18 protein-coding genes, 2 tRNA genes and 1 other RNA gene (1 of these 21 running past the window's edge) are annotated in these 23,279 nt (G+C 44.5%); 8 read left to right on the top strand and 13 right to left on the bottom strand.

The genetic code is table 11. The annotated features are described in order from the left end of the window. Positions 1–5: 5 nt before the first annotated feature. Together AB6E54_RS00620 and AB6E54_RS00615 are read left to right on the top strand one after the other, a co-directional pair. The gene (locus tag AB6E54_RS00620) at positions 6–4,652 is read left to right on the top strand and encodes an RHS repeat domain-containing protein (protein ID WP_372107302.1); all 4,647 of its coding nucleotides are present in this window, start codon (positions 6–8) and stop codon (positions 4,650–4,652) included. Positions 4,653–4,990: 338 nt separating this feature from the next. Continuing rightward, on the top strand, positions 4,991–5,767 hold the full coding sequence (locus AB6E54_RS00615; protein ID WP_102333415.1) for a hypothetical protein: 777 nt from the start codon (positions 4,991–4,993) through the stop codon (positions 5,765–5,767). 252 nt (positions 5,768–6,019) lie between these two features. Here AB6E54_RS00615 and AB6E54_RS00610 read toward each other — a convergent pair whose 3' ends face one another. Both AB6E54_RS00610 and AB6E54_RS00605 read right to left on the bottom strand, forming a co-directional pair. Further along, a complete protein-coding gene (locus AB6E54_RS00610; RefSeq protein ID WP_017064060.1) occupies positions 6,020–7,402 on the bottom strand; it encodes a DEAD/DEAH box helicase in 1,383 nt (460 codons plus the stop codon). Continuing rightward, positions 7,396–7,941: a hypothetical protein gene (locus tag AB6E54_RS00605; RefSeq protein ID WP_017064061.1), complete on the bottom strand. Its 546-nt coding sequence runs from the start codon at positions 7,939–7,941 to the stop codon at positions 7,396–7,398. The genes AB6E54_RS00610 and AB6E54_RS00605 overlap by 7 nt, the downstream gene beginning before the upstream one ends. A gap of 101 nt (positions 7,942–8,042) precedes the next feature. Between AB6E54_RS00605 and AB6E54_RS00600 the strand changes: the two genes are divergently transcribed. Further along, complete coding sequence (locus AB6E54_RS00600) at positions 8,043–8,348, top strand: helix-turn-helix domain-containing protein (RefSeq protein ID WP_102333418.1); 306 nt, start codon at positions 8,043–8,045, stop codon at positions 8,346–8,348. Between the two features lie 22 nt (positions 8,349–8,370). Here AB6E54_RS00600 and AB6E54_RS00595 read toward each other — a convergent pair whose 3' ends face one another. The 5 genes from AB6E54_RS00595 to AB6E54_RS00575 all read right to left on the bottom strand — a co-directional run bounded on the left by AB6E54_RS00595 (position 8,371) and on the right by AB6E54_RS00575 (position 13,098). After that, a complete protein-coding gene (locus AB6E54_RS00595; RefSeq protein ID WP_372107304.1) occupies positions 8,371–9,420 on the bottom strand; it encodes a TniB family NTP-binding protein in 1,050 nt (349 codons plus the stop codon). A gap of 17 nt (positions 9,421–9,437) precedes the next feature. Then, on the bottom strand, positions 9,438–11,315 hold the full coding sequence (locus AB6E54_RS00590) for a Mu transposase C-terminal domain-containing protein (protein WP_102333419.1): 1,878 nt from the start codon (positions 11,313–11,315) through the stop codon (positions 9,438–9,440). A 2-nt stretch (positions 11,316–11,317) separates the two neighbouring features. Beyond that, positions 11,318–11,941, bottom strand: a complete 624-nt coding sequence (locus AB6E54_RS00585; RefSeq protein WP_102333420.1) for a TnsA endonuclease N-terminal domain-containing protein — start codon at positions 11,939–11,941, stop codon at positions 11,318–11,320. A gap of 120 nt (positions 11,942–12,061) precedes the next feature. After that, an RNA gene (ffs, locus tag AB6E54_RS00580) (signal recognition particle sRNA small type) lies at positions 12,062–12,158 on the bottom strand. 196 nt (positions 12,159–12,354) lie between these two features. Further along, positions 12,355–13,098 (bottom strand): hypothetical protein, encoded by a 744-nt coding sequence (locus AB6E54_RS00575; protein WP_017070265.1) that lies wholly within the window; start codon positions 13,096–13,098, stop codon positions 12,355–12,357. Positions 13,099–13,325: 227 nt separating this feature from the next. Between AB6E54_RS00575 and AB6E54_RS00570 the strand changes: the two genes are divergently transcribed. Further along, entirely contained in the window at positions 13,326–13,628 is a 303-nt protein-coding gene (locus AB6E54_RS00570; protein WP_372082532.1) for an MGMT family protein, read from the top strand. Between the two features lie 75 nt (positions 13,629–13,703). Here the strand turns inward: AB6E54_RS00570 and AB6E54_RS00565 are convergent, their stop codons facing one another. Further along, a complete protein-coding gene (locus AB6E54_RS00565) occupies positions 13,704–14,144 on the bottom strand; it encodes a YbaY family lipoprotein (protein ID WP_017058951.1) in 441 nt (146 codons plus the stop codon). A gap of 168 nt (positions 14,145–14,312) precedes the next feature. On the opposite strand from AB6E54_RS00565, the gene tesB reads away from it, so the two are divergent. After that, complete coding sequence (gene tesB / locus AB6E54_RS00560; protein ID WP_029235187.1) at positions 14,313–15,173, top strand: acyl-CoA thioesterase II; 861 nt, start codon at positions 14,313–14,315, stop codon at positions 15,171–15,173. Positions 15,174–15,306: 133 nt separating this feature from the next. Here the strand turns inward: tesB and AB6E54_RS00555 are convergent, their stop codons facing one another. Further along, on the bottom strand, positions 15,307–15,972 hold the full coding sequence (locus AB6E54_RS00555; RefSeq protein ID WP_017070264.1) for a hypothetical protein: 666 nt from the start codon (positions 15,970–15,972) through the stop codon (positions 15,307–15,309). An 89-nt stretch (positions 15,973–16,061) separates the two neighbouring features. Continuing rightward, positions 16,062–16,535, bottom strand: a complete 474-nt coding sequence (locus tag AB6E54_RS00550; RefSeq protein WP_017078855.1) for an Lrp/AsnC family transcriptional regulator — start codon at positions 16,533–16,535, stop codon at positions 16,062–16,064. A 129-nt stretch (positions 16,536–16,664) separates the two neighbouring features. Between AB6E54_RS00550 and AB6E54_RS00545 the strand changes: the two genes are divergently transcribed. Then, entirely contained in the window at positions 16,665–17,732 is a 1,068-nt protein-coding gene (locus tag AB6E54_RS00545) for a PLP-dependent cysteine synthase family protein (protein ID WP_368084662.1), read from the top strand. 92 nt (positions 17,733–17,824) lie between these two features. Here the strand turns inward: AB6E54_RS00545 and AB6E54_RS00540 are convergent, their stop codons facing one another. The 3 genes from AB6E54_RS00540 to AB6E54_RS00530 form a co-directional block, all read right to left on the bottom strand. After that, positions 17,825–18,145 carry a DUF1244 domain-containing protein gene (locus AB6E54_RS00540; protein ID WP_004736423.1) on the bottom strand — a complete coding sequence of 107 codons (321 nt, stop codon included), beginning with the start codon at positions 18,143–18,145 and terminating at the stop codon, positions 17,825–17,827. A gap of 141 nt (positions 18,146–18,286) precedes the next feature. After that, positions 18,287–21,400: a vibriobactin export RND transporter permease subunit VexH gene (gene vexH, locus AB6E54_RS00535; RefSeq protein WP_372102723.1), complete on the bottom strand. Its 3,114-nt coding sequence runs from the start codon at positions 21,398–21,400 to the stop codon at positions 18,287–18,289. After that, positions 21,400–22,476, bottom strand: coding sequence for an efflux RND transporter periplasmic adaptor subunit (locus tag AB6E54_RS00530; RefSeq protein ID WP_372058631.1), 1,077 nt, complete (start codon positions 22,474–22,476; stop codon positions 21,400–21,402). The genes vexH and AB6E54_RS00530 overlap by 1 nt, the downstream gene beginning before the upstream one ends. 565 nt (positions 22,477–23,041) lie before the next feature. On the opposite strand from AB6E54_RS00530, the gene AB6E54_RS00525 reads away from it, so the two are divergent. Both AB6E54_RS00525 and AB6E54_RS00520 read left to right on the top strand, forming a co-directional pair. Then, positions 23,042–23,126: transfer RNA gene (locus AB6E54_RS00525), tRNA-Tyr, on the top strand. Between the two features lie 102 nt (positions 23,127–23,228). Further along, a tRNA-Tyr gene (locus AB6E54_RS00520) sits at positions 23,229–23,279 on the top strand (it continues 134 nt past the right edge of the window).

Raw genomic sequence — 23,279 nt, 5'->3', positions numbered from 1 at the left:
GCGGTATGAACCGTACTGAGTACTTCTATAGAGGGTATCACGCTCACCCTGATAAGGGCCTGCTCGGATTTGGGGAAATACAAACCAAAGACTTAGCGAGCCACACTCTCACCTCCACCGTGACCGGCTACAGCAGTGATTGGACACCCTATGCTGAGCGTACACAAACGCGAATCAATAACCAAAAGATTGCTCAAAGTGAATTTGACTATCGTGAGGTGACGTCTCCTATCGCTGGGCAGTCTTGGCCACAAATGATTGAAAGCCGTCAATCAGCTTGGGATACATCAGGAAACCTTTTGACCCATACGGTTACGCAATATCAAGGTTACGATGCGCTTAATTTCCCCGATACCATCACACGAACGGTCGAGGATGGTAATGGTGAACGATTTGTTGAAAAAACGAGCACACGCTATCAGCATGATACGCAGCGTTGGTTAATCGGAAAACCTCGTGATGTATCTGTGACCAAATCCAATGGTCACGATTCTCAAACGAGAAATACGACCTTTTCTTATGATGCAAATACCGGGGCTTTGGTTAAGCAAACCGTCGAGCCTGGACATGCACTCTCGTTAACGACGCAATTTGACTACAATGCCAGCGGATTTCGCACCTTAGAGCGTACGACTGGCAGTGGTGAAACGCGTCAATCGACGACCCTGTACGATGCTTTAGGTCGAGTGACGAAACATACCAACGCCCTTGGTCACTTTGTCACGACCACTTATAACAACTCGTGTGGATTGCCCGACACCGTCACCGATGCGAATGGGTTGATGACCCGGTTTACTTATGACGATTATTGTCGAGAAATTAAGAAAACTTTGCCCGATGGTAACTGGGTTGAGCAAGTTTATGAATGGAGCGATGGCGCCGATGCCGGCCTAGACCAACACGGATTGACGCTGGGTGACCGCAGTGTCTTCATGGTGACCACGCAAACCTCTCAGGGCGGTTTATCGACCACGTATTTTGACAAGTTGGGGCGTGAAGTACGCACCAAGCAATTGAACGGTGATGGTAAGACCGTGATGGTTGATAAGGCTTACGATGTTAAAGGGCAGCTCGTTGGGGAAACTGTGCCTTATTTCGAGGGGTATTTTGCAGGGGATGCGACGTACTGGTTACAAACTACTTATGACGCGCTAGGTCGACCTACTGCTCAAACTCAACCAACGGAAGATGTCGGTGACCTTGTTGCGACCACTCGCTATCAAGGTTTAACCGCAACAATAACGGGCCCCGGTACATTTGAGAAGGTTGAGCAAACCAATGGTTTGGGACAAACGGTCCAAATCGTAGAAAATGGTCAGTCAACCCTACGCTATACCTATGATGCAGTCGGTAACCTCACCCAAACCGATACCAATGGACTGATAACGGAGCTGAGTTATGACCAGCTCGGTTATAAAACTAAGATGATTGACCCTGCGATGGGCACTTGGACGTATGGTCACAACGCGTGGGGGGAGCTGGTTTGGCAACAGGATGCGAAAGGACAGCGCACCACATTCACTTATGATGCACTCGGTCGTAAAATTAATGAAACTCGCCCAGATGAAATCAATCAATGGCAATATGATCAATCGTTGAAAGGCGGACTGGATGCCTCCAGCAGCGCTGGCAGTAGCCAGCGTCGCTATACGTACGATGCGTTGGGGCGCACTCAATCGATGACCCTATCCATTGATGGCTCAGAGTACACGACCTACTACGAGTACAATGAAGAAGGTCGTCTCAGTAGGGTTACCTTCCCGTCGGGGATGAATTTAGATAAAGATTACGATGTGAATGGTCTGCTTAAGCGAATGAGTATCCCTTATTCTGATATTTGGGATAGCCAATACCTGCAAATTGAGGAAGCGTTAAAAGCCACCTCAGAGCGCATTGTTGAACTCGAGATGCAGGCTTATGAGCTTGAGAAAAGTGCGCAATTTTATATCGAAGAGTCTGAGCGTTTACGTCAAGCGGCAGCGCAGTTGTTTGCCAAAAGTAATAGTTACCAACATACCGCCAACAAACTCAGTGCCAGCGCGAGTTCGATATTTAGAAGTGCCAATATTAATGCTAACCGCGCCGCGAGTTATCGTCGTAGCGCACAATATTACTGGCGAGCTTTTGGTAATCGAGTGTTCAGTAACTACAAAACACAAAATGGCTACGCGTATTACAAATATGACCGATGTACTAAGAAAGATTGGAAAGGAAATTGTAAAAAGAAAGAGTATTTTACCGCTAAAGTACCATTATGGATGGTTCAAACTCACCGCTGTACGACGTGGAAAGGCAATAAGTTTTGCTTCAATGGTGCTCAAGCCAGTATTAACTTAACGCAAGTTTATAATCAATGGGCAAACCACTATCAAGCGATTGCGAATCGTCAGCGTGCTCAGGCAAACCAAAAGCAGAGTCAGGCTAACCACTATCAAGCCGCCTCTGATAATGCAGAGCGTCGCGCGAATGAATTGATTGTGCAAGCTCAGCAAAATGCCGCGTTAGCCAGACAAGAAACCGATTTACTGTCTAACTTAACCGATGAACTCGATGATTTGGTGGTTGCGGAGGCAGAGCTTCAAGAGATAATGGACCAACGTCTAGACGATGATACGGCGGAAATTGTCTGGGTAGCGACCAGTCGTGATAACTTTGGACGAATTGGTGGGGAACTCTTTGGTAATGGAATGTTGACAAGGCGTGATATTGACCGCTCTCGCGGAACGGTTCAACGCATAACGACGGGAATGGGAGATAACTACCTTCGAGACATTCATTATACTTACGATGAGCGTGGTAACGTTCTGCGCAAAGTCAGTGCTGTCCGAAATCAACAAGAGTACTACCAGTACGATGATTTTGACCGTTTAACACAATGGCACTACAGCGATAACCGCAGCGTTGCTCAGGTCGAACGCGATTACCGTTATGATGTGTATGGAAACTTGACGTATAAAACCGGACAAGGCCAGTTTAATGTTAATGCCAACGGGCAATTGGTTGGCGATTACACGTATGATGCCAACGGCAATATGGTTTCAGGTCGCGGAAGAACCATCGCTTGGAACTCGTTTAACAAGGCCAAGCACATTAATGACAATGGCGCGGTTGCTCAGTATGAGTATGGCAGTGAGCGAGAGCGTGTAAAACAGACGTCTGATGGTGTCACAACCTACTACATCAGCCCTGAGTACCAGTTAGAGGTGTCGACCAACGCGGACGGTAAGGTTGTAACAGCGATGCGCCACCGATTTATGGCAGACAGTCAGGCGGTCGCTGAGCACGTGAAAACGTTAATTGGCAGTGAAAAGCAAATTGACCGAACCGCTTACTTCCATCGAGATGCGTTAGGGACGGCAGATTTAATCACCGACCCGAATGGGCAAGTGCAAATAGAGCGTGGTTATACGCCGTTTGGTGAGCTTTTAGCGTCGGCAGAGTTACAAGCCACACCTATGTTTACCAACGCTGAGATGCGCGGTTTCACTGGGCATGAAAATGTCGGTAACAGCAGCGGTCTTATCAACATGAACGCTCGACTTTACGACCCAGCCATTGGTCGATTCTTGAGTGCGGATACGTTCGTACCAGAACCAAGCTTTAGCCAAAGTTACAACCGTTACGCGTACGTTTATAACAACCCGTTAAAATATACGGACCCGACGGGGCATTGGGTGTGGTGGGCCGCGGCCATGGCCTTTTTTGTGGTGAGTCAAACCTTTGAAAACCCGGCTATACAAATGGCAGGGATGGTGGTTGGCGCTATCGCGATGGGGTATGGAGCCGCTGGAGTTTTTGGAACAGAAACTATAGGAGCAGTGATGGCTTCAGGGGCTAGTACCTCTTTTACTACAACTTATATCACGACAGGTGACTTTGGTGACTCGATGCAAGCTGGCGTGTTAGGAGGGCTGTCTGCGGGTGTCACCTATGGGGTAGCTCATGGTGCTGCGGGTGGCACAAGTCCGTTTGGCGCCGCTCTGCCCGTCGCTCATGGTGTGGTGCAAGGCGGCTTCCATGAGCTGCAAGGTGGCAGCTTCAAGCAAGGCTTTATCAGTGGTGTCATTGGTAAGCTTGGTGGTGGCATTGTTCATGACGGTGATAAAACGCTGACGCTTCAGGAAGCCGGAGGTATGGTGATTGTGTCGGGCATTGCAGCGGCGGCCAGTGGAGCGAATAGCCGAGATGCAGTGATGCGCTCTGCTATGAGTGTGATTACTATCTATCTTTATAACGAGATGGGCTGGGTAAATTACCGAGGACAGCGTATGTATGTGGATAAAGAAACATTTCAGAAAAATGCTGCAAATGCATATTTAGCGGAAGAAGCTGGACAGCCAATGTCTGATTATCTTGAAACTACAGCTGAAGAAACCGCTCAAATCGGCGCGAATGTTTTATCTACGATGTCGATTGGGGTTGGTGCATTGAACCCTGTTGCGGGGGGGTACTTGGCAACGGCTGCATGGGGTTTAGACTCCAGTTGGCCTAATTTTATTGGTATGATGATTGGTCCTGCAGGAAAGGCTGCTGGAATGATAGATGATACCGTGTATTTTGGGGCTCCGGTTATCAAGCAAACTGTAGAAAATGTAGGGACAATTAACGATGCCGCGTCAGTCGGTTGTAATACGGTGGTGAGATGTGACTAACAGAGATGATAAATGGGATGTAACTGCTATATGTAGTGTGCTTTGGTGTGGAGTAGGGATTCTTTTTTTTAAAGGTGATTATCTTTTGGCTGCTCTCGGAAGTGTTGTCTATACGATTACGATCATATTCGCACCAGTGCTGAGGCCTGTACGCAATAAATATCCGTACTTCACTTTGTGTATAGCTGTATCGTTTTTATATTTCTTTGGGATTGTATATTTATTCCAGTTAGTCGGTTTAAATAACCTATGGCGGACATTAGCAATGTTTCCTTTAATGTGCTTGGGCTACTGGTTTGGTACACGTAAAGTACGACCTATTTTGAAGGAGAATAAAAGTGGGTCATTTTAAGAAATTATACTGTGCGCTGATGTTAACGTTACTTGTAGGTTGCGGTGGAGGAAGCGGCGGCGGTAGCTCTTCCTCTGCAAACTCAGAGGATACTGTCACTCGTTACAGTAGTGATTATGCAGCTTCTGATTTACGAGTGTTCTTTGCATTATCGGTAACAAGCCCATCCGAGGCTGAAATCGAAGGATATGTTCAAGATAGTTCGTTTAACTATGTTGCAATTAATGGCGGTGACCAGCTAGTTGCTGAAGTTGATAGCCTAAACTTCTCGTTAGCTGAAACATCGGCGGAAGGAGGTGTTTACTATTATGGTGGAGATGTTTCAGCAAGCGCCTCAGAGTACATTGTAAAGTTATTGAGAGGGGATGTTGTTCAAAGTTCACTGGCAGTGAATGAACTACCGTTACCCTTTACATTAACGACAAGCTTTGCAGGCGAAGTGATAGATGTATCATGGGCTCCTGAGGCAGACCATACATACTCTTACCTAGTGGAAACGCTAACTTGTAAAAATAGTATTGAGACCAATATCAGAACTGTGTCACCAGATATTAACGCTGGTGAGCATCTACTTAATTCAGGCTCTTACAATAAGAGCTTGAGTGAAGTGTTTGGTCAAACGCAAGCACAGTTAACTCAAGGTTTTGATAGCTGTATATTTGAGATGGATATTATAGCGAGCAAGGACTCGTTACCATCGCAAACCAATGGACAGTTAACTTTTGATGTTGTTCAAAAAAGAAAGCTCATAATAGAGCTTTAGCCTTGTTATAGATAACCTGTCTAGTAATCTAGCGCCTTTCTCTTTGTTGAATTATTTAACAGGAGAGAGGCGTTATTGTTTGAATAAAAACTCACCCCAAGGTTTGATTTATTCCCGTGCTAGTCTGGCCTTGAAGCTAATACTCTAAATCATAATTGTCCAAGAATGAGTTACGATTTCAACAAGTCGGCTTGTACGATCTAGTCGTGACTAACAAGCCGATGTGTAAGATCTAATATGAGTTACTACAGTTTAAGTGAACGCTGCAATAACCCTCTGCTTAAATTGACCTAATCTCAGCTCATCCAAAGCTAAAGTGAGTCCTACATTATTTGAGTTGATAACATCTGAAGCTTCTCCCCAATTAAGTAGGCTTGGGTGAGGTCGATCAGATTGAACGCTTCCCGACACGGTACTCGGTGTCAGGTGCTTTTCATCAGTAGCGCTCGGCACATTATTCTCTTGTTTAATGTACAAGCAGCTATCAGGAATATCCTGCTCAATTCTTTCAGCAAACCCAATCAAATTTTCTTCGGCAAAGGTATACAACCAGGCTTCTTGATTGGGTGAATCATTAACTCTCAATATCCTTCCAAGGACTTGTCTAAAGTAAAGCTCCGTTTTTACCGAACTCATATGACAGCAAACCTGCAGCCTTGGAATATCCGTTCCTTCACTTATCATCCCAACACTGACTATCCACTGAACGCTTGAATGACGAAAAGATTCAATTTCATTTAACGGATTATCGTGATGATAAGTCACTATGCATGCTGATTGATTAAAGTGCTCAACAAGTCGCTTTTGAATGTCTTTAGCGTGCTTAATAGAAGAGGCGACCACCAAGCCTCCAGCACTTGGGGACTCTTGCCTTATCTGCTCTAACTTTTGGCAACCGCTATTTAGTATGTAATTCATAGCGTCTTCGTTGTGAATGACGCTTTGGTAAGAGACATCGGATTGTTTAAGGCAATCAAGAATAGAGGCGAAGTGTTGATTGTCACTGCCAGCCTTAACGCTCAGGTGTTCATTATCGATTAAAACGATTTTAGGGCGGCGGCATACCTTATCTTCAACTGCCTGTTGCAAGCCGTATTGATAATCGCAAACAACCTTACCATCAGGGTCGGAATACTCAGCCATGACGATCGGTAGTCGGTCAGAACGCCAAGGCGTGCCCGACAGCGCCAGAGTGTAACGAGCAAAGCCTTGGATCTTAGAAACAATTTCTAGCCCCCATGAATTTGACCGCCCCTCGTCATCAAACGAACAATGGTGGATCTCATCAAATATGACTAAAACTCGATATTTGCTGACGGTGTACCAAAAGTTTTCATCCAAAAAACGGATTGATTGGTAGGTGTAAGAGCCTCCAAGAGAACCCAAACCTCCATTAAAGGAACATTCGAGCTTCCATGAAAAGGTCTTTTGCATCCCTTCAGCAACAGTCAGAGAGGGCGAGAAGCACAGCACTAAGTCAATCATGCCTATTTCAAATAACCGACTCGCAACCTCGGCGGCCATAACGGTTTTACCCGCTCCAGGAGTCGCTTGGCAGAAGAAGTGTGAATGCTTGTTTGAAGTGAATTTCTCGACAGCTTGATCTGCACACTCGGCTTGCCATGCTCTTAACATTGAGGAGCCTTACTTTGGGCGACTTGCATCCAGTTGGTTAGTGCATTAATTCTGCCTAATAGCTTGGCTGAGCGTTCTCTTGCTGCATTAAATAGCGGCTGCATATCTTGCTTGTTGTTTGGGAAACGCGCTAACAACGATTGGTATTCCTCAATCTCGCCTAGAGTAATCGCCAGCTCACCTTCATGCTGTTTCTTCTCTCGCTCTAGTGCATTTAGAGAGCACTCTGGAATTTGAATATCCGTTGAGTCGACCTTAGCTTTCCTATTTCGACCCGATCTAGGCTCAATTGTGAGCGCTTTGAATTCGTTAGTTTGATGGTAGCGTTTGTCTCTGCGAACCCCAATAACAGAAAGCCAGCCTTTCTCCTCAAAAGATAGAAGTTGCTTATAAACATACTTTCGAGCGTCGTCCTTACTCGAGAAGGTTGAAGCACTGTTTAGCAAAGCATCCCTAGCGTCTGTGACGGAGAAATTATCCATCCCTTTCTCAATCAATAGGTTAAACATGTGAGGGTTAATTCTGGTTACTTTCTTCATGTGACTCTTACAGGCAATAAAAACTTAGGATTGCTAAGTATACAAAAATCAGTAAAACTTAGACAATCTAAGTTATCTAAAGGTTGAAAAGAAATGTGTAAGTGCAAAAAGACAACCCCATCCCTGCGAGGCTCAAAGCTGCGCGTAAAAAAGCCAAGATCACCCAAAAAGATTTAGGGGTGAAAATTGGTATGGAGCAGAGTTCTGCTAGCGGTCGTATGAATCATTACGAGAAAGGCAGGCATGTACCCGATATTGGTACGCTTGAACGTATGGCTGAAGAATTAGATGTGCCGCTAAACTACTTTTTCTGTAGGAGCGAATTGAGCGCTGAGCTAGCGTGCGCCATTGATAAAATGAGTGATGAAGAGAAGGCGGTGTTGCTGGAAAAACTAGCGTCTCAATGATTTGGTTATCAACATCGCAGTTTTATACTTTCAGGCTACTTGTACTTAACAACGTACTCAGCGGTAATGCATCTGTAAATCGGGGGGCGATAATCCTATCCTCTGCTGTAATCGCTCTCATATTGTACGCTGAACCTTTATCTATTTGCTCTAACATCACCTGTTCTAATGAACATTCAAATGGGTTCTCCAAATAGGGGAATTTCAGTATAAATGTCCTAGATAGTACTTCTTTGTTCAACGTACTTTTGTTCTCTTTAAAGCTCATTATCATGGCATCTTTCAAAAAGTGCTTGAGCCTTCGACACTCTCCACGACACATTGAAAACAAGGGATATAGAATTTCATTCTTAGTCAGTATTGGCGTTGGCTCGTAGCCCATTCTAGAGGCTAGTCCAGCCACAAATCTAGCAAAGTGTTTCTTTTGTTTAGCATCAATACTGTATTGAGTGTTGGTATTTTTCGCGTCACTTTCAACCTGAAGCAATTTAAAATAATTGATTTCTCTGCGCCAACTCAATCGAGAGTTCCACTGCGGCTCCTTCGCGATAACATCAGCATAAGGCATTCCAACCAATACAAAGGATACACCGGCTTCCTCACTGATATATTTAAATGTATTAGCGATGGTTTGTCTTTCATCCGCAGTCGAAAACTCCACAAGCTCTTGAATCTCATTAACAATAATGAGCTCGACAGATTTACGTTTTAACTGAGTTACCACTCCTTCAGCAAGTGCAATTTCATTTCTCTTTCGTACTGAACGTCCTCCTGATTTTGAGTCCAGATCAACGAGAAATTGAGTCAGAGTATTTTGTTCATTTACTCGACTAGGAATTCGGGTACTTAGGACTGTTTGCTTGGACCAACTCGTTCCTGTATTGAAGCGTGAAAGGTAGTTATTGATCAAAGCGGTTTTTCCACTTCCCGATTCGCCTGTTAATAGGAATGACTCAGGTTCACCGCCTAGTAATTGATTAAAGCGAAGTTGGTCAAATATCGAATAGATCTCCGTAATTTCGGGGTACTCAATAAAACAATTATCGTAGGCTTTCAATTGTTCACACTGCATGGAAGTAAAATTCACGATTAGTAGCCCTCTATCTCTTCAAGATCATCATCGTCCAATGATAGTTGAGTACTAACAACGTTTAATGCTGAATTACTGCTTTCATTTTTTCTAACGATTGAGCCAGGTCCTTCCGTGCCAACATCTCTGTATTTTGCAATCTTAGAAGTGTTCCCTGTTTTAGGTTGGGTGAGCTTTTTGTTTTTAGAACTACGCATTCTCTCAGCTTCCCCTTCAATAAGAGCTTCCATATAGAGATAGGTATCGGCTAAAGACTCTTCATTGACGAGGCTTCGGGTATTCAACCTGCGCACTCTTTGAATTCGCTCATGTTCGAACAACGAAAGTCCATTGGTATACCCACTGTTATCAACCGCTGGGACTTTTATGTATTTCTTTTCTGATTCAAGAAAAACGTAGATAGCGCTTATGTCCGACGGATCGGTTTTTGTCCTGACGAAGAGTTTCCCTTGTGAATTAACCGAATTGTATTTTCGATACTCTATGAGCTCATCCGATTGATAGCATAAATTGTGCAACCTTATCCCAGCGATCCCTATCGTCCGGTGCCTTAACAACCCCAACTCAATACGTAACTCGGCCGCAGCTTGTCCTTGGTAGAAATTTGGAAGCCATTTCGATTCATTCCACTTATGATAAGGAACATTCCTTTCTCGACTATCAGAGTCCATGTGATAGCGGTCGATAACCCATTTATGTATTAACTCCATAAATACAGAAACTCTAACGGCAGACTCTTTTTTAGGATCGTAATCTTTAAGCTGAGTGGGATTTGTGAATGTTTTTCCAGGCAGAGCGTTAACCAACCCCTTGTTTAGTTGATCAAATAACTTTTCTATACCGGTCTTTCTCCACGGTTTGGCAGCTTGGCTGTATTGAATATCCGACACCAAAGGTCTCAAAGAGTCCTCTAGGCTATCACTCCAAAACTCGGCACCATTATCAACGACCAGATAGTCTATTTTTCCATGACATGGCCAATCATTTGTTATTGAGGGATATTTTTCGCTTACCCAGCGCTTGTCTAGCAAAGTACTTAATAGTGCTTTTCTGACGGAATCAAAACTAGGCTCTCTAAAGTTAACGCTGAAGCCGACGATGCACTTACTAAACCTGTCATAGAGCATGGTTAGATATGGGCGACCTAATGGAATATCCAATTCATCATCAATCAGTATGACAGGGACTGGAGTATGGTCAATTTCAACGTACTCCATCGGTTTCGTCGCCTCAATTTGCTGGCCTACAGAACGAAACTCTCTATCTGCATATCGCTTTCCATACCTTTCCACTGCAACATCATAGGGTGGTAAACTATTCACTCTGTCATAAAATGCTCTTTGGCTAATTCGCTTGATTTTGCCTTCGACTATTTCTTGATTGGCTTTAATTACTCGGCTTTTGTAATAGCGGTAAGCCTCTGCAACGCTTAAACGCTCTTTAGTCAGGTATTTTTTTTCAATCGCTTCATCAATGAGCGACTGTGAATCTGTATGAACGGTTCTATTTCCTTTTTGGGCGTGTTTAGGAATGAGCGAAAGAACGGCTCTCCCTGATTCAAAATACATTTTCTTCCAGCCGGCAAGAACTCGCCAACTCGGTGGAGATAGCCCTAGCTCTTGTTCAACCTGATTTAAAATCGGTACAAGATTTTTTTCTGTCCACCCACCTTTTAGACGTTTTTCAGTAAATTGAATGACTTTAAGACGTCGTAATACTTCTTGTTGAGTTTTTACAGGATAGGTATCAATGGAAGGGAGATACGATTTATCTTCTTCAAATAAATCACTCGGTATTTGGGTTACTAATTCCGCTTCGTTGGCAGAAGCTTCCATTTCATCAATGAAACCAAAAACGTCATCAAAATCTGACGTCATACCTAACACCAAACGTAGCTATTCAAACCAAAATCAGAGCTTCTAATATCAGTATTAACTCTCCCTGACGATAGCCAACAGAGTGTTGATATCAGAGTTTCATGCTCAGACAGTCCTAAGTGGTCGGAGATTTCGCGTAATTGTACTTTCTGTCTACGTTGTATAAATCCGAGAACAGACTTTTGCGCTTTAGTGATGGTATGCAAACCAGAGTAACGATGTAACAGCTTTAAGTTACTAAATATTGGGTCAATACGAATTTGTTTCTCTGTCACTAAAACAAGGCGTTTTCCTTGTTCTTCTAGTGCTACTCGCTGTTTTTCAGCAAATCGGAGCCTGAAGTCTGGTTTTAAAATCTGGCTTGAGTGCTTAATCTCAATAAGAGTAGATTGGTCGTTATGATTATCGGCTAAAAAATCTGGCGTATAACGACACTTGCGACCATTAAAGTAGTAATAAAAACCGTGTGGTTGAGATATGTACCCTTTAACATCAGGGTTATATTCGAGATGGAAACAAAAATCGAACTCTAAAACAGAGAGAGTGCGAACAACAGCATCATTTTTCAAGCTCATGAACTTGCAGATGTTGTGAACGTGAGAGGATTTTTTGGTTTGGTCAAACATAGTGCGCATCACTTTTGTTGTAAACCTACAACAAAAAATAGACTATGCTGACTTATAGTGCAAATTTGCTAACTTCTTTGCAATTTATGCTAAGTTAATTTGCAAACATCATAATGGGTGGGAACCCAGCCACATCCCGGCACACAAGTCACTCGCTGCGGCTGCTCCCTTCCAGGCCTGACCGAGTTCACGAGCTATTGTTGCGGGAGGACCAGGCCCCCATAGATTCGTTTTCTAAGAGGCTTGCCTCAAAGAGTGATTGGATTATTAAGCATCACAGCAACCATTGCAAGCCCTTCCACCCTATTTTTGAACAATTGCGGTCTAAGTGCTTATCCTTTATTCAAACCACTAGAAAATCGCAGGTAAATTCACCATTTACCTGCATTTGTAAGGTTCGGGTTATCTACGTACTAGATATCGATGTCTTCGTTATCTTCTGTACGAATGATGTAGTCTGTCATCCACGCGGTGCCTAATAGACACAACCATACTACAAAGACTGGACTAGGTACTTCGATACTTGGGGTAATCACCAAAGCTGCAAAACCAACCGTTGGCAGTGTCCAACATAATAGTTTATTCCAGCGGAAGGTTTTCAAGCGCGTCAGCGTTTCCATCGATGCCATGATGCCCGTTACACACAAGGCAACCAAAGCGGCATAAGGTAAATCGGCTATCCATAATGGAAGTATTAAGCCTAATGACCACCAGCTGTGTCGGCTAGCAGGCTTAAGATGATTTGCCGCCCACCAAATCACGATGATTGATAAGGTTTGAAGTGTGGTAACCCACGGGACGCCTTCAAGCTTGCCTGCTGATTGCGTGACCATGATCCCGACCTGCAAAGTAGTCACAATTAGGCCGGAAATAATCACGACCGACAAACTACTGCGTCTTGAAAAGACCACCATCAATAGCGGGAACAGTACCCACGCACTGACAGACAGCGTGATAGGCTGCAAAGGAAGGGTTAGACCATAAGTGGTCATGGCAGCAAGCAAAGCTAATCCTGCTATGCCTCCCTGCGGTAAAATCCATAAGGCAGGAATGACCATTGCAAGCACCGGGATATCTCCCTCACTTAAACTGATTGCTCTCGCGCAAACAACCGCTAATAATGTGGTGATCAAGAACTGAAACGTTGTAAATACCATAGCCCTCTCCTTCTACCGATCCGTGGTACCATACCAATCGTAGTAATTAACTGGTCACCCTAGCTTGTTAAAAAACTCGATAACCTCGTTAGATTTTTTGATTGGAGAATGACTACTTATCAAAACTTCTTATCAAAAAGAGCGGCCTTGCTCTCAAGCTTTTTCCCTGCGCTATTTTTGAACACTTACTTACTGTGATTGGTATTTATGAACTAGGAACATTTAGTATGGACCAATTTTTGAGCCAAATCTTTGCTGTGATTCACCAAATTCCATATGGGAAAGTAACAACTTATGGAGACATAGCACGTTTTTCAGGATTTCCGGGCTATGCGCGCCATGTTGGTAAAGCGCTGGGTAACCTGCCAGAAGGTAGCAAACTGCCTTGGTATCGAGTGATAAACAGCAAGGGTGAAATCTCTTTAAAGGGTGATTCGTTCGACCGACAAAAGCAGCATTTGGTTAAAGAAGGGATTGAGGTGAGTGATGCAGGAAAGATCAAACTCGGAATATACAAATGGCAGCCCTAGAGCTGCCACTAATCGCTGATTCAACTGGCTAAGTTAAGCCAATCAAGATGCCTTAACAGTGGCATCGATTTCTGATTAACGAACACCAACCAAACGTAGGTCTGCTTGCTGTGTATTTTCTACATCAGTAATTACTGACTTAATCGTGTCCGTTATGAAACGCAGTTTACCGTCAACATGAATCGATGCGCGCATGTTGTAACGGTGGTTAGCTTTAATTTTGTCGTTGTCGTAGCTCAGCTCGAATGCGAACGGTACTTGCTTACCGTCTGTGGTGAACTCTTGAGTTGCGATAACCGTCGATGGTGCATCAGCCAGTGAGATATCTTCTAGCGTAACGGTAACCACTGCATTCTCTGGCAATGCAATTCTTTCACGGTAGCTTACTGTTCCTGAAATCACTTGAGTGTTCTCTGCAACCACTTCTTGAGAAGCGCTCGTTTCTGATGTTGCTTGGCAACCAACAAGTAGGCCAAACGATACTAAAGACGTAATAAGAATTAGAGCCTTTTTCATATTCAATTTCTCTCAACATGTTTGCCGGACTCGGCAAATCTACTCACCAATTATAAGAGAGCTTTCATATTCTGTCTTGAAACCCTATGATTTATTGACAGATATCTGACTAAGCTAAATGATTAACACCATAATCTGACACCCATTTTACGAAGAGGAATGCTGGCGATGAGTCAACCTTTACAAGAATTACTAAGTTTACTTCAGCTAGAAAAACTGGAAGAAGGTTTATTCCGTGGGCAAAGTGAGAACCTAGGCCTACCACAGGTATACGGCGGTCAGGTATTGGGACAAGCGCTTTCTGCTGCTCGTTATACCGTTCAAGACGACCGTAGTGTTCACTCGTTCCACAGTTATTTTCTGTTTCCCGGCGATCCTGAAAAGCCAATCATTTACGATGTTGAGAACCTACGAGATGGACGCAGCTTTAGCACACGCCGTGTAAAAGCGATTCAAAATGGCCGCCCTATTTTCTATCTCACTGCTTCTTATCATGGCGATGCGCCAGGGTTTGAGCACCAGATTTCAATGCCTGATATTCCGGGACCAGAGAACTTTGCCTCAGAAACTGAATTAGCGAGCCACATTGCGGAATTCTTACCAGAGAAACTGCGCAAAACCTTCTGTGGCGAAAAGCCGATTGAGATGCGTCCGGTGACGGTGGTAAACCCACTGAAACCTAAGAAGACGGAAGCGAAACAATACCTTTGGGTAAGAGCGAATGGCGCGATGCCAGACAACCACTTGATCCACCAATACCTGCTTGCCTACGCATCGGATTGGGGATTCTTAGTGACGGCGCTTCACCCACATGAAGTCTCTATCATGACGCCAAATTTTCAAGTGGCGACGATTGACCACTCAATCTGGTTCCACCGCCCATTCAAAATGGACGAATGGCTGCTTTATGCGATTGAAAGCCCAACGGCAGCGAACACTCGCGGCCTAGTGCGCGGCGAGATCTTCAACCAGAAAGGTGAGCTGGTAGCGACAGCAGTACAAGAAGGTGTGATGCGTTTTACTAAATAGCACTCAAATAAATAGCGGATAAACGCTTCTTACAAGCCCCAAATAAGCACAAACAAAAAGAGGCTAGGTTTAATACCTAGCCTCTTTCTTTAATGACGCTTAAGAAAACTCGTCACGCAAAAATCAATAAAACCTACTCAACTTCTAACGTTGGCTCAAACTCGCCTTGAACTCGCGTTTTAATGCCATCACCTGCGTCTCGTAGAAGGTTAAATGGCGATAACACTACGCCTTTCACCGCGCCCTCAGCGGCTCCCTGAGCGAGTTCCTTACTCTTATCAGCTAACAAATTAGCTTGTGCCAAAATACCTGGGACTTCCGCTCGTAGCATTTCAGATTCCGTGACGATGACAGGAATAGTCTGTTCGCGGTAAGACTTACTTTCAGCGAGCATTGGTGGCATTACGTCTACGCGGTATCTCTTTAATTCAGTTAATGTTGGTGGAATAACATCGGTTCTTACCTGCTCGACTTCCGTTCGAACATTTTTCACTTCATCTAATATCGCAGGGATTTTGTTGTCGACCGAGGCTACGGTTTGATTCACATCATCGATCGTCTTTCTAACTTCTTCGACAGTGTTTAACACCTGAGGAGCAAGATCGCTGACATGTTCTGCAAGCGCTAATAGCTCTTCTACTTTGAGCCCTTTGGTGAGGCCCGATATGTCTTCGATAACTTGCGGGTAAGTATCAACGATTTCACCGACTTTATTAGTCAATGAGTAGATGGTGTAACCCAAGTAAAAAATGGCGACCGCCAGTACCAGCTGGATAGCGGTAGATACTTTTGCAAACATGAATAATCCTTTTCTTTATCGCAGAGACGAGATCTAAACTGAGAAGATAGTTAAACTAAAGCGATAGTTAATCTATTACTAGGCGCAGCTTAAAGCGGCAATGCTGTCGTGTACTTCAATGGTTCCATCGCAAACGTCGAGGTCACATTAGAGATACCATCAATGCTATTCACCAAGCGCTTATAGAAATCATCAAAGCACTTCATGTCTTTAACCTGAACCTTCATCATATAGTCATATTCGCCAGCCATGCGATAGAACTCCATCACTTCTGGAAATTCCGACACAGTATTCACAAAACGACCATACCACTCATGAGAATGATCACTGGTTTTAATCAATACGAACGCGGTAAAAGAAAGATCGAGCTTTTCGGGATTCAGTAACGCCACTCTTTTCTCAATAATGCCGTTCTCTTCGAGGCGCTTAAGCCTTTTCCAGCAAGGCGTTGTGGTGAGATTGACCGCTTCAGAAATGTCATTCAATGACAGGGTGCTGTCTTCTTGCAGTAATCCTAATATTTTTTTATCTACGGCATCTATCACACTTTCACCAAATCGCATTTAAAGAGAATTATTTTCTACAAGTTAAGCAAAACAAAGCAAATATGGCAAAGTTTTTCTCTCTGATTGTAGCTAAATTAGAACCATACCAATTACAAAGAATTCCTACACTCGATCAGGAGAACGCTTATGTGCACTGACCATCAATGGATTAACAACGCGATTCGTAAAATTGAAGCCGACTACCAACGCTCAGCGGATACGCACCTTATCAAGCTCGAACTACCAAGTATCGAAGGCATTGATGTTTACCTTAAAGATGAAAGCACACACCCAACGGGCTCTTTGAAGCACCGCTTAGCGCGTTCTCTGTTCTTATACGCTATCTGTAATGGCTGGGTTGGCCCAGAAACGACGATCATTGAATCTTCATCAGGCAGCACAGCCGTGTCTGAGGCTTACTTTGCTCGCCTACTAGGTCTTCCGTTTATCGCAGTGATGCCAAAGTGCACAGCGAAGAAGAAAATTGAGCAGATTGAATTCTACGGAGGCCAAGCGCATCTTGTTGACCGCTCAGATGAAATTTATGATGAGTCTCGCCGTTTAGCAGAAGAGCTGAATGGCCATTACATGGACCAATTTACTTACGCTGAGCGCGCAACCGACTGGCGCGGTAACAACAACATCGCGAACTCAATTTTCAATCAAATGCAGATGGAAGATCACCCAGTTCCAGCTTGGGTAGTAATGAGCCCAGGTACTGGCGGTACTTCTGCAACTATCGGCCGCTTCATTCGCTACCAACAGCATGAAACTAAGCTTTGTGTTGTCGACCCTGAAAACTCTGTATTCCACGAATACTTCCAAACAGGCAATGCGAACGTGAAAGGCAATACATTCAGCAAGATTGAAGGTATTGGTCGCCCACGAGCAGAGCCAAGCTTCATTCCTGGTGTGGTTGACGAAATGCGAAAAATCCCAGACGCAGCAAGTATCGCAACGACACATTGGTTATCTGAAATTCTTGGCCGCAAGGTTGGCGCATCAACCGGTACTAACATGTACGGTGTGCTTCAGTTAGCCAGTGAAATGAAAGCTCGTGGAGAAAAAGGTTCTATCGTGACTTTGCTATGTGATAGCGGTGAACGTTACCTAGACACTTACTTCAATGACGAGTGGGTAAATCTGAATATCGGTGACCTACAACCTTATGCAGCGAAGCTAGAAGCTTTCTCGCAAACAGGTGAGCTGGCTTAAATACAGAGCAAGCACCGACTCCAAACTAAAAAGAGCCTTGATGGGCTCTTTTTGTTTATTCATTCTATTAATCAACCACCAACGAGAACAAATTACTCTGGCTTCTGCTTCGCTTCAAACGCCGCTAGTTGCTCAGGTGTCGCTTTTGGTTGGTGGTTTTGTTTCCACTCATCGTAAGTCATGCCATATACGCGCTCACGAGCGTCATCGATATCCAAGTCTAGGCCTTGTTGCTCAGCTTCCGCTTTATACCACTTGCTGAAACAGTTACGGCAGAAGCCAGCCAAGATCATAAGGTCGATGTTCTGCACATCCTTATTATTGTCTAAGTGTGCTAGCAGACGACGAAAGGTTGCTGCATCTAGCTTATCTTGTTCTTCTTGAGAAAGATCTTTGTATTTAAATTCAGCCACTTTACTTTCCTTTATTCGATTTATTGTATTAATTCGTTGAGCTCTGTTTGTTATACAAAAAAAGCCTGCAATTCGCTAGGAGCAAACGCAGGCTTTTCAATATTGTTACACTATTGCATGTTCATTAGCCGTGCGTGTTCATTAACCGTGACTGCTTCTTCCCACGTTGTCATGGCTCAGCTCTTTATTTAGAACCGCTTCCACATGACCTGGAGAACGTGTTGAGCCAGAAATCAGTCGATACATCGCAGGGATTACGAACAGAGTAACCAAAGTTGCAAAGCCCATACCGAAGAAGATAACCGTACCCACTGCCACTCGGCTTTCATAGCCTGCGCCTGTTGAAGTAATCAATGGGATTGCACCGGCTAGTGTGGTGAACGCCGTCATCAAGATTGGACGTAAACGTCGAGCCGAAGCATCAATGATCGCCTTTTCAAACTCAATGCCACGGTCACGAAGTTGGTTAGCAAACTCTACGATCAAGATACCGTTTTTGGTCACCATACCGATCAACATGATCATACCAATCTGGCTGTAGACATTGAGCCCTTGATTCATCAACACCAAACCTAAGAAGCCACCAAAGATACCCATAGGTACAGTGAACATCACCACCAGCGGGTTAATGAAGCTTTCAAACTGCGCGGCCAGTACCAAGTACGCGACCAGCATCGCTAGCGCAAATACCACTAAGATACTTGATTGGTTCTCTTTAAAGTCTTTTGACTCGCCAGAGTAACTCACTGAAATATCGCCCGGTAGCTGTTCAATCGCTTGTTCATCAAGGAAATCAAGTGCGTCACCCAGCGTGTAGCCTTCCATTAGGTTCGCTTTGATGGTCACCGATTTCTGCTTGTTGTAGTGCGACAAACGAATCGAGGATGCCACTTCTTCAATGTGCGTCAACGTATCGAGTGTAACCAGCTCACCAGACTGAGTTCGCATGTAGATTTGGCTCAAGTCATTAGCATTATTAAAGCTGTTCTCATCACCACGAAGGTATACGTCATACTCTTCACCACGGTCAACGAAAGTGGTTTCACTACGGCCGCCAAGCATGATCTCTAACGTATCTGAAATATCCGAAACGCTAACGCCTAGCTCGGCTGCACGTTGTTTATCTACGGTTACCAATAACTCTGGTGTTTTCTCAGAGTAATCGATGTCCGCACCTTCCATCATTGGAGAGTCTTCAGCCGCTTGCTTTAACAGTTCGCCCCATTTCTGAAGCTCAGAGTAATCAGAGCCACCCAGTACGAATTGAACAGGCTCACTTGAACCACCTTTGAAGCCCGGCATAAATGGGAATACACGTACATCAGGAATACCATTTAAAGATTTACGTACTTCGTTCAACGCTTCCTGAGCGGTTTCATCACGTTCATCCCAATCTTCCAGGATCATGATAACGAAGCCCGTTTGGTCGCCCGCATTACCACCAAACGCTGGTGATTGAATACTAAATGACTTCAAGAAACCTTGACCAAGCAGCGGCATTAGGCGCTCTTCAACGATGTCCATATTGGCAGACATACGGTTGTAACTGGTTGCATCAGCACCACGAACAAACGCAAAGATAACACCACGGTCTTCTTGTGGCGTCAGTTGCGACGGCACTTGTTGCATCAAGCCATAACTACCGCCCATACACGCGATAATGATGATTGGAGCGGCCCAACGCCAGTTAAGAGCACGGCGCAATACCGCGCGGTATCCAGACTCAAGCTTGCCAAATACGCGCTCGACAAACAAATTGAAACGGTTTGGTTTAACGTTCGCTTTAAGGATCTTACTGCCTAGCACTGGCGTTAGCGTTAATGCGACTAGCGACGAGAAGATCACCGACATCGCAAGCAATACAGAAAACTCGGTAAACAATAGGCCAACCATGCCGTCCATGAACGAGATTGGTAGGAATACCATTACCAATACAAGCGTTGTTGCGATTACCGCGAAGCCTACTTCACGAGTACCTTTATAGGCAGCAAGCAGCGGTGACTCACCACGTTCGATATGGTGGAAAATGTTCTCAACCACCACGATCGCATCATCGACCACCAAACCAATCGACAGGATAAGTGCCATCAGGGTAATCAGGTTGATGGAGAAACCGAAGTAGTACGCGGCAATAAACGACGAGATCAGAGATACAGGTACGGTTACCGCTGGAATAAGTGTTGCACGTGCTTGACCAATAAAGATGTAAAGCACAAGGATAACCAAGCCACCCGTGATAAAGAGTGTGCTGTATACCTCTGAGATTGAACGGTCAATAAAGACTGTTGAGTCATAATCGACAGCTAAACGAGTACCGTCTGGCAAGAACTTTTGAATTGCTTCGACTTCTTTATGGACTAAATCAGCCACCTCAAGTGGGTTCGCATCTGACTGAGGCACGATACCCATGCTTACGTTAACAACGCCGTCACTCTTAAAGGTCGAGTTCTCGTTTTCTGCGCCAATGTAAACATCCGCTACGTCTTTCAAGTAGATAGGTGTGTTATCAGAGGCACGTTTAACGACTAGATATTCGAAATCTTCCGCTTCAGTGTAAGAACGAGCAGTACGAACCGACATCACAATCGCATCGTTACGTACTTCACCACCTGGGCTTTCAATGTTCTCACTGTTCAGAGCAGAAGTGATGTCCGAGGTAGTAACGCCACGACCCGCCATCTGCGCAGGTTTCAGCTTCACGTACATTACTTTGTACAAGCCACCTGAGATATCCACCGAGCTCACGCCAGAAATCAAACTAAAGCGGTCAATCAACACACGTTCGGTGTAGTCGGTTAACTGCGTTCGGTCCATCTCCGTCGAACTTAAGTTGATGTAGACCGAAGCTTCACCACTACCATTGTTCTTATAAACAATTGGGTCGTCGGCTTCATCTGGCAATGAACGCTGCGCACGAGCTACAGCATCACGAACATCACTCACACCGGTATTGAGGTCGTAACCAAGCTCAAAAGTAATCGTGATACGCGACATACCGTTACGCGTTGTGGATTCGATCTCATCGATACCACTGATGCCGGATAACTGGTCTTCAAGGTTGGAGGTTATTTGGCTTTCAATGATGGTGGCAGACGCACCCTCATAACGAGTACTGATCGATACTACCGGGCTTTCAATATCTGGCATCTCACGAACCGCGAGCTTATTGAAAGAGACAATACCAAACACAACCAATAGTAGGCTCAATACGACGGCCGCTACTGGTCTCTTTACAGAAACATCAGATAACAACATTAGTTAGCGCCTTCTTGTGCTTTTTTATCACTTGCTGCATCAGCTGGGCGATTAACGGCAAGCTCTTGAACCAAGACGCCGTCACGCATGTTCACGATACCTTGCACCACGATCTTCTGGCCAATTTCGATGCCTTTGTCGATCACGACTTCGTTATCGATACGTGCCCCAAGGAAAACTTCTGTACGAGTTGCTTTATTATCTTCGTCGATAACATAAACGAAACGCTTCGTACCTGAATACTCAAGCGCTTGAACTGGAATGATTGGCGCTTCCACTGGTGGGAAGTCCATATCCGCCGCCACTAACATACCTGGCTTTAGATAATCATTATTGTTGTCGAAGTGGATTCGAACTCGAAGGTTCAAGGTTTCAGCGTTAATACGAGAATCAATGCCTACTACAGTACCAGTGAACTGAGTGTCGCCCCATGCGCTAGTGCGAGCCGTTACTTTCATACCTTTAGACAGTTTAGAAAGGTAGCGCTCCGGGATCTGCAGATCTAATTGCATTACCGATAGGTCATCTAAGGTCACGAGTTCAGTACCTGCAGTCACCATTTTACCGCGGCTAAAGTCGATAAAACCAACAGTGCCCGAGAATGGCGCGCTGATGTGAAGATCTTTCAGATTGGCATTTGCAGCAGCTAAACGAGCGTTGGCGATCTCTACATTGGTTTTCTGAGCGTCAATTTCAGTTTGCGTGATCGCGTTACGTTTCACTAGGCGTTGAAATTCCGCTAGCTTACGTTTCTCGTCTTTTAAATACGCTTGCGCTTCTGCAACTGCTGCTTTTGCTTTGTCGTCATCTAATTGAACCAACATCTGCCCTTTGGTGACATCTTGATTGGCTTTGATGTTGATAGAGTCAACTCTGCCCGCTACTTCAGAGGTAATGATCACAGATTGTTCTGCTTCTAACTTACCTACCAAAGAAAGAGATTGGCTAACTTGGTGAATATCAACTTGCTCAGTAACAACAGTGACAGTGCTAGGGCCCATGCGTTTAGCTAGTGCGGCTGGAGACGCCATAAGAATAGACAAGCTAAGCAGGGTTAAAACAGATTTATGCTTCATAATAATGGTCTGCAAGTAAGGTTTATACCAATCACAGTGAGTAAGTGGTCAGAAATAGCGTAGGGAAAAGGCTTGAGAACAAGGTAGCTCTTTTCAACAGATAGTTTCGATAAGTAGTTATTCTACAATCAAAATTTCTGACGCTGTTCTCGAGCATTTTAACAGGCTAGGATGACATGTTATTTACTACGATTGGTATTAATATCTATAAATGAAATTAACCGTATTCTATCAACTGATGAATGCTGTAACGTCAAGAAGTGTAAATCTAGATTAAATTCCATTTACGTTTCTTGGCGAATTGCACAAACCAAACACAATGTAGAAAGCGAGTTACCTCAAGGTGTTACCTATCACTACGTAAACCTTAGTATAGATGTTCACTTCCCGAGCAATATGCGTACTTTTCGCCATCTTTGCCCAAAAAGGCAGCATTCAACACAAAACCATAAGAAAAACTCTTTACAGGTTTAACGTGTTTGCTATGATGCGCTCCGCACTTGAGAGATGCGTTGGGAAAAACATCTCTTTAGCCTATCCATTATGAGTTAGGAAAAAACACCCTGGAGGGGTTCCCGAGTGGCCAAAGGGAGCAGACTGTAAATCTGCCGGCTCCGCCTTCGATGGTTCGAATCCGTCTCCCTCCACCATATTCTTCTTACCTCTTTTAAGAGTTAAGAGAACAACCTGATTGATGGGCTTATGGGAAAACATCAATTTAGGCTTACTTTGTGAAGAGTAAGACACACCCTGGAGGGGTTCCCGAGTGGCCAAAGGGAGCAGACTGTAAATCTGCCGGCTCT

The organism is Vibrio sp. 10N.247.311.49 (assembly GCF_041467655.1).
Classification (GTDB): domain Bacteria; phylum Pseudomonadota; class Gammaproteobacteria; order Enterobacterales; family Vibrionaceae; genus Vibrio; species Vibrio crassostreae_C.
This window is presented reverse-complemented; position numbering and strand designations above follow the sequence as displayed.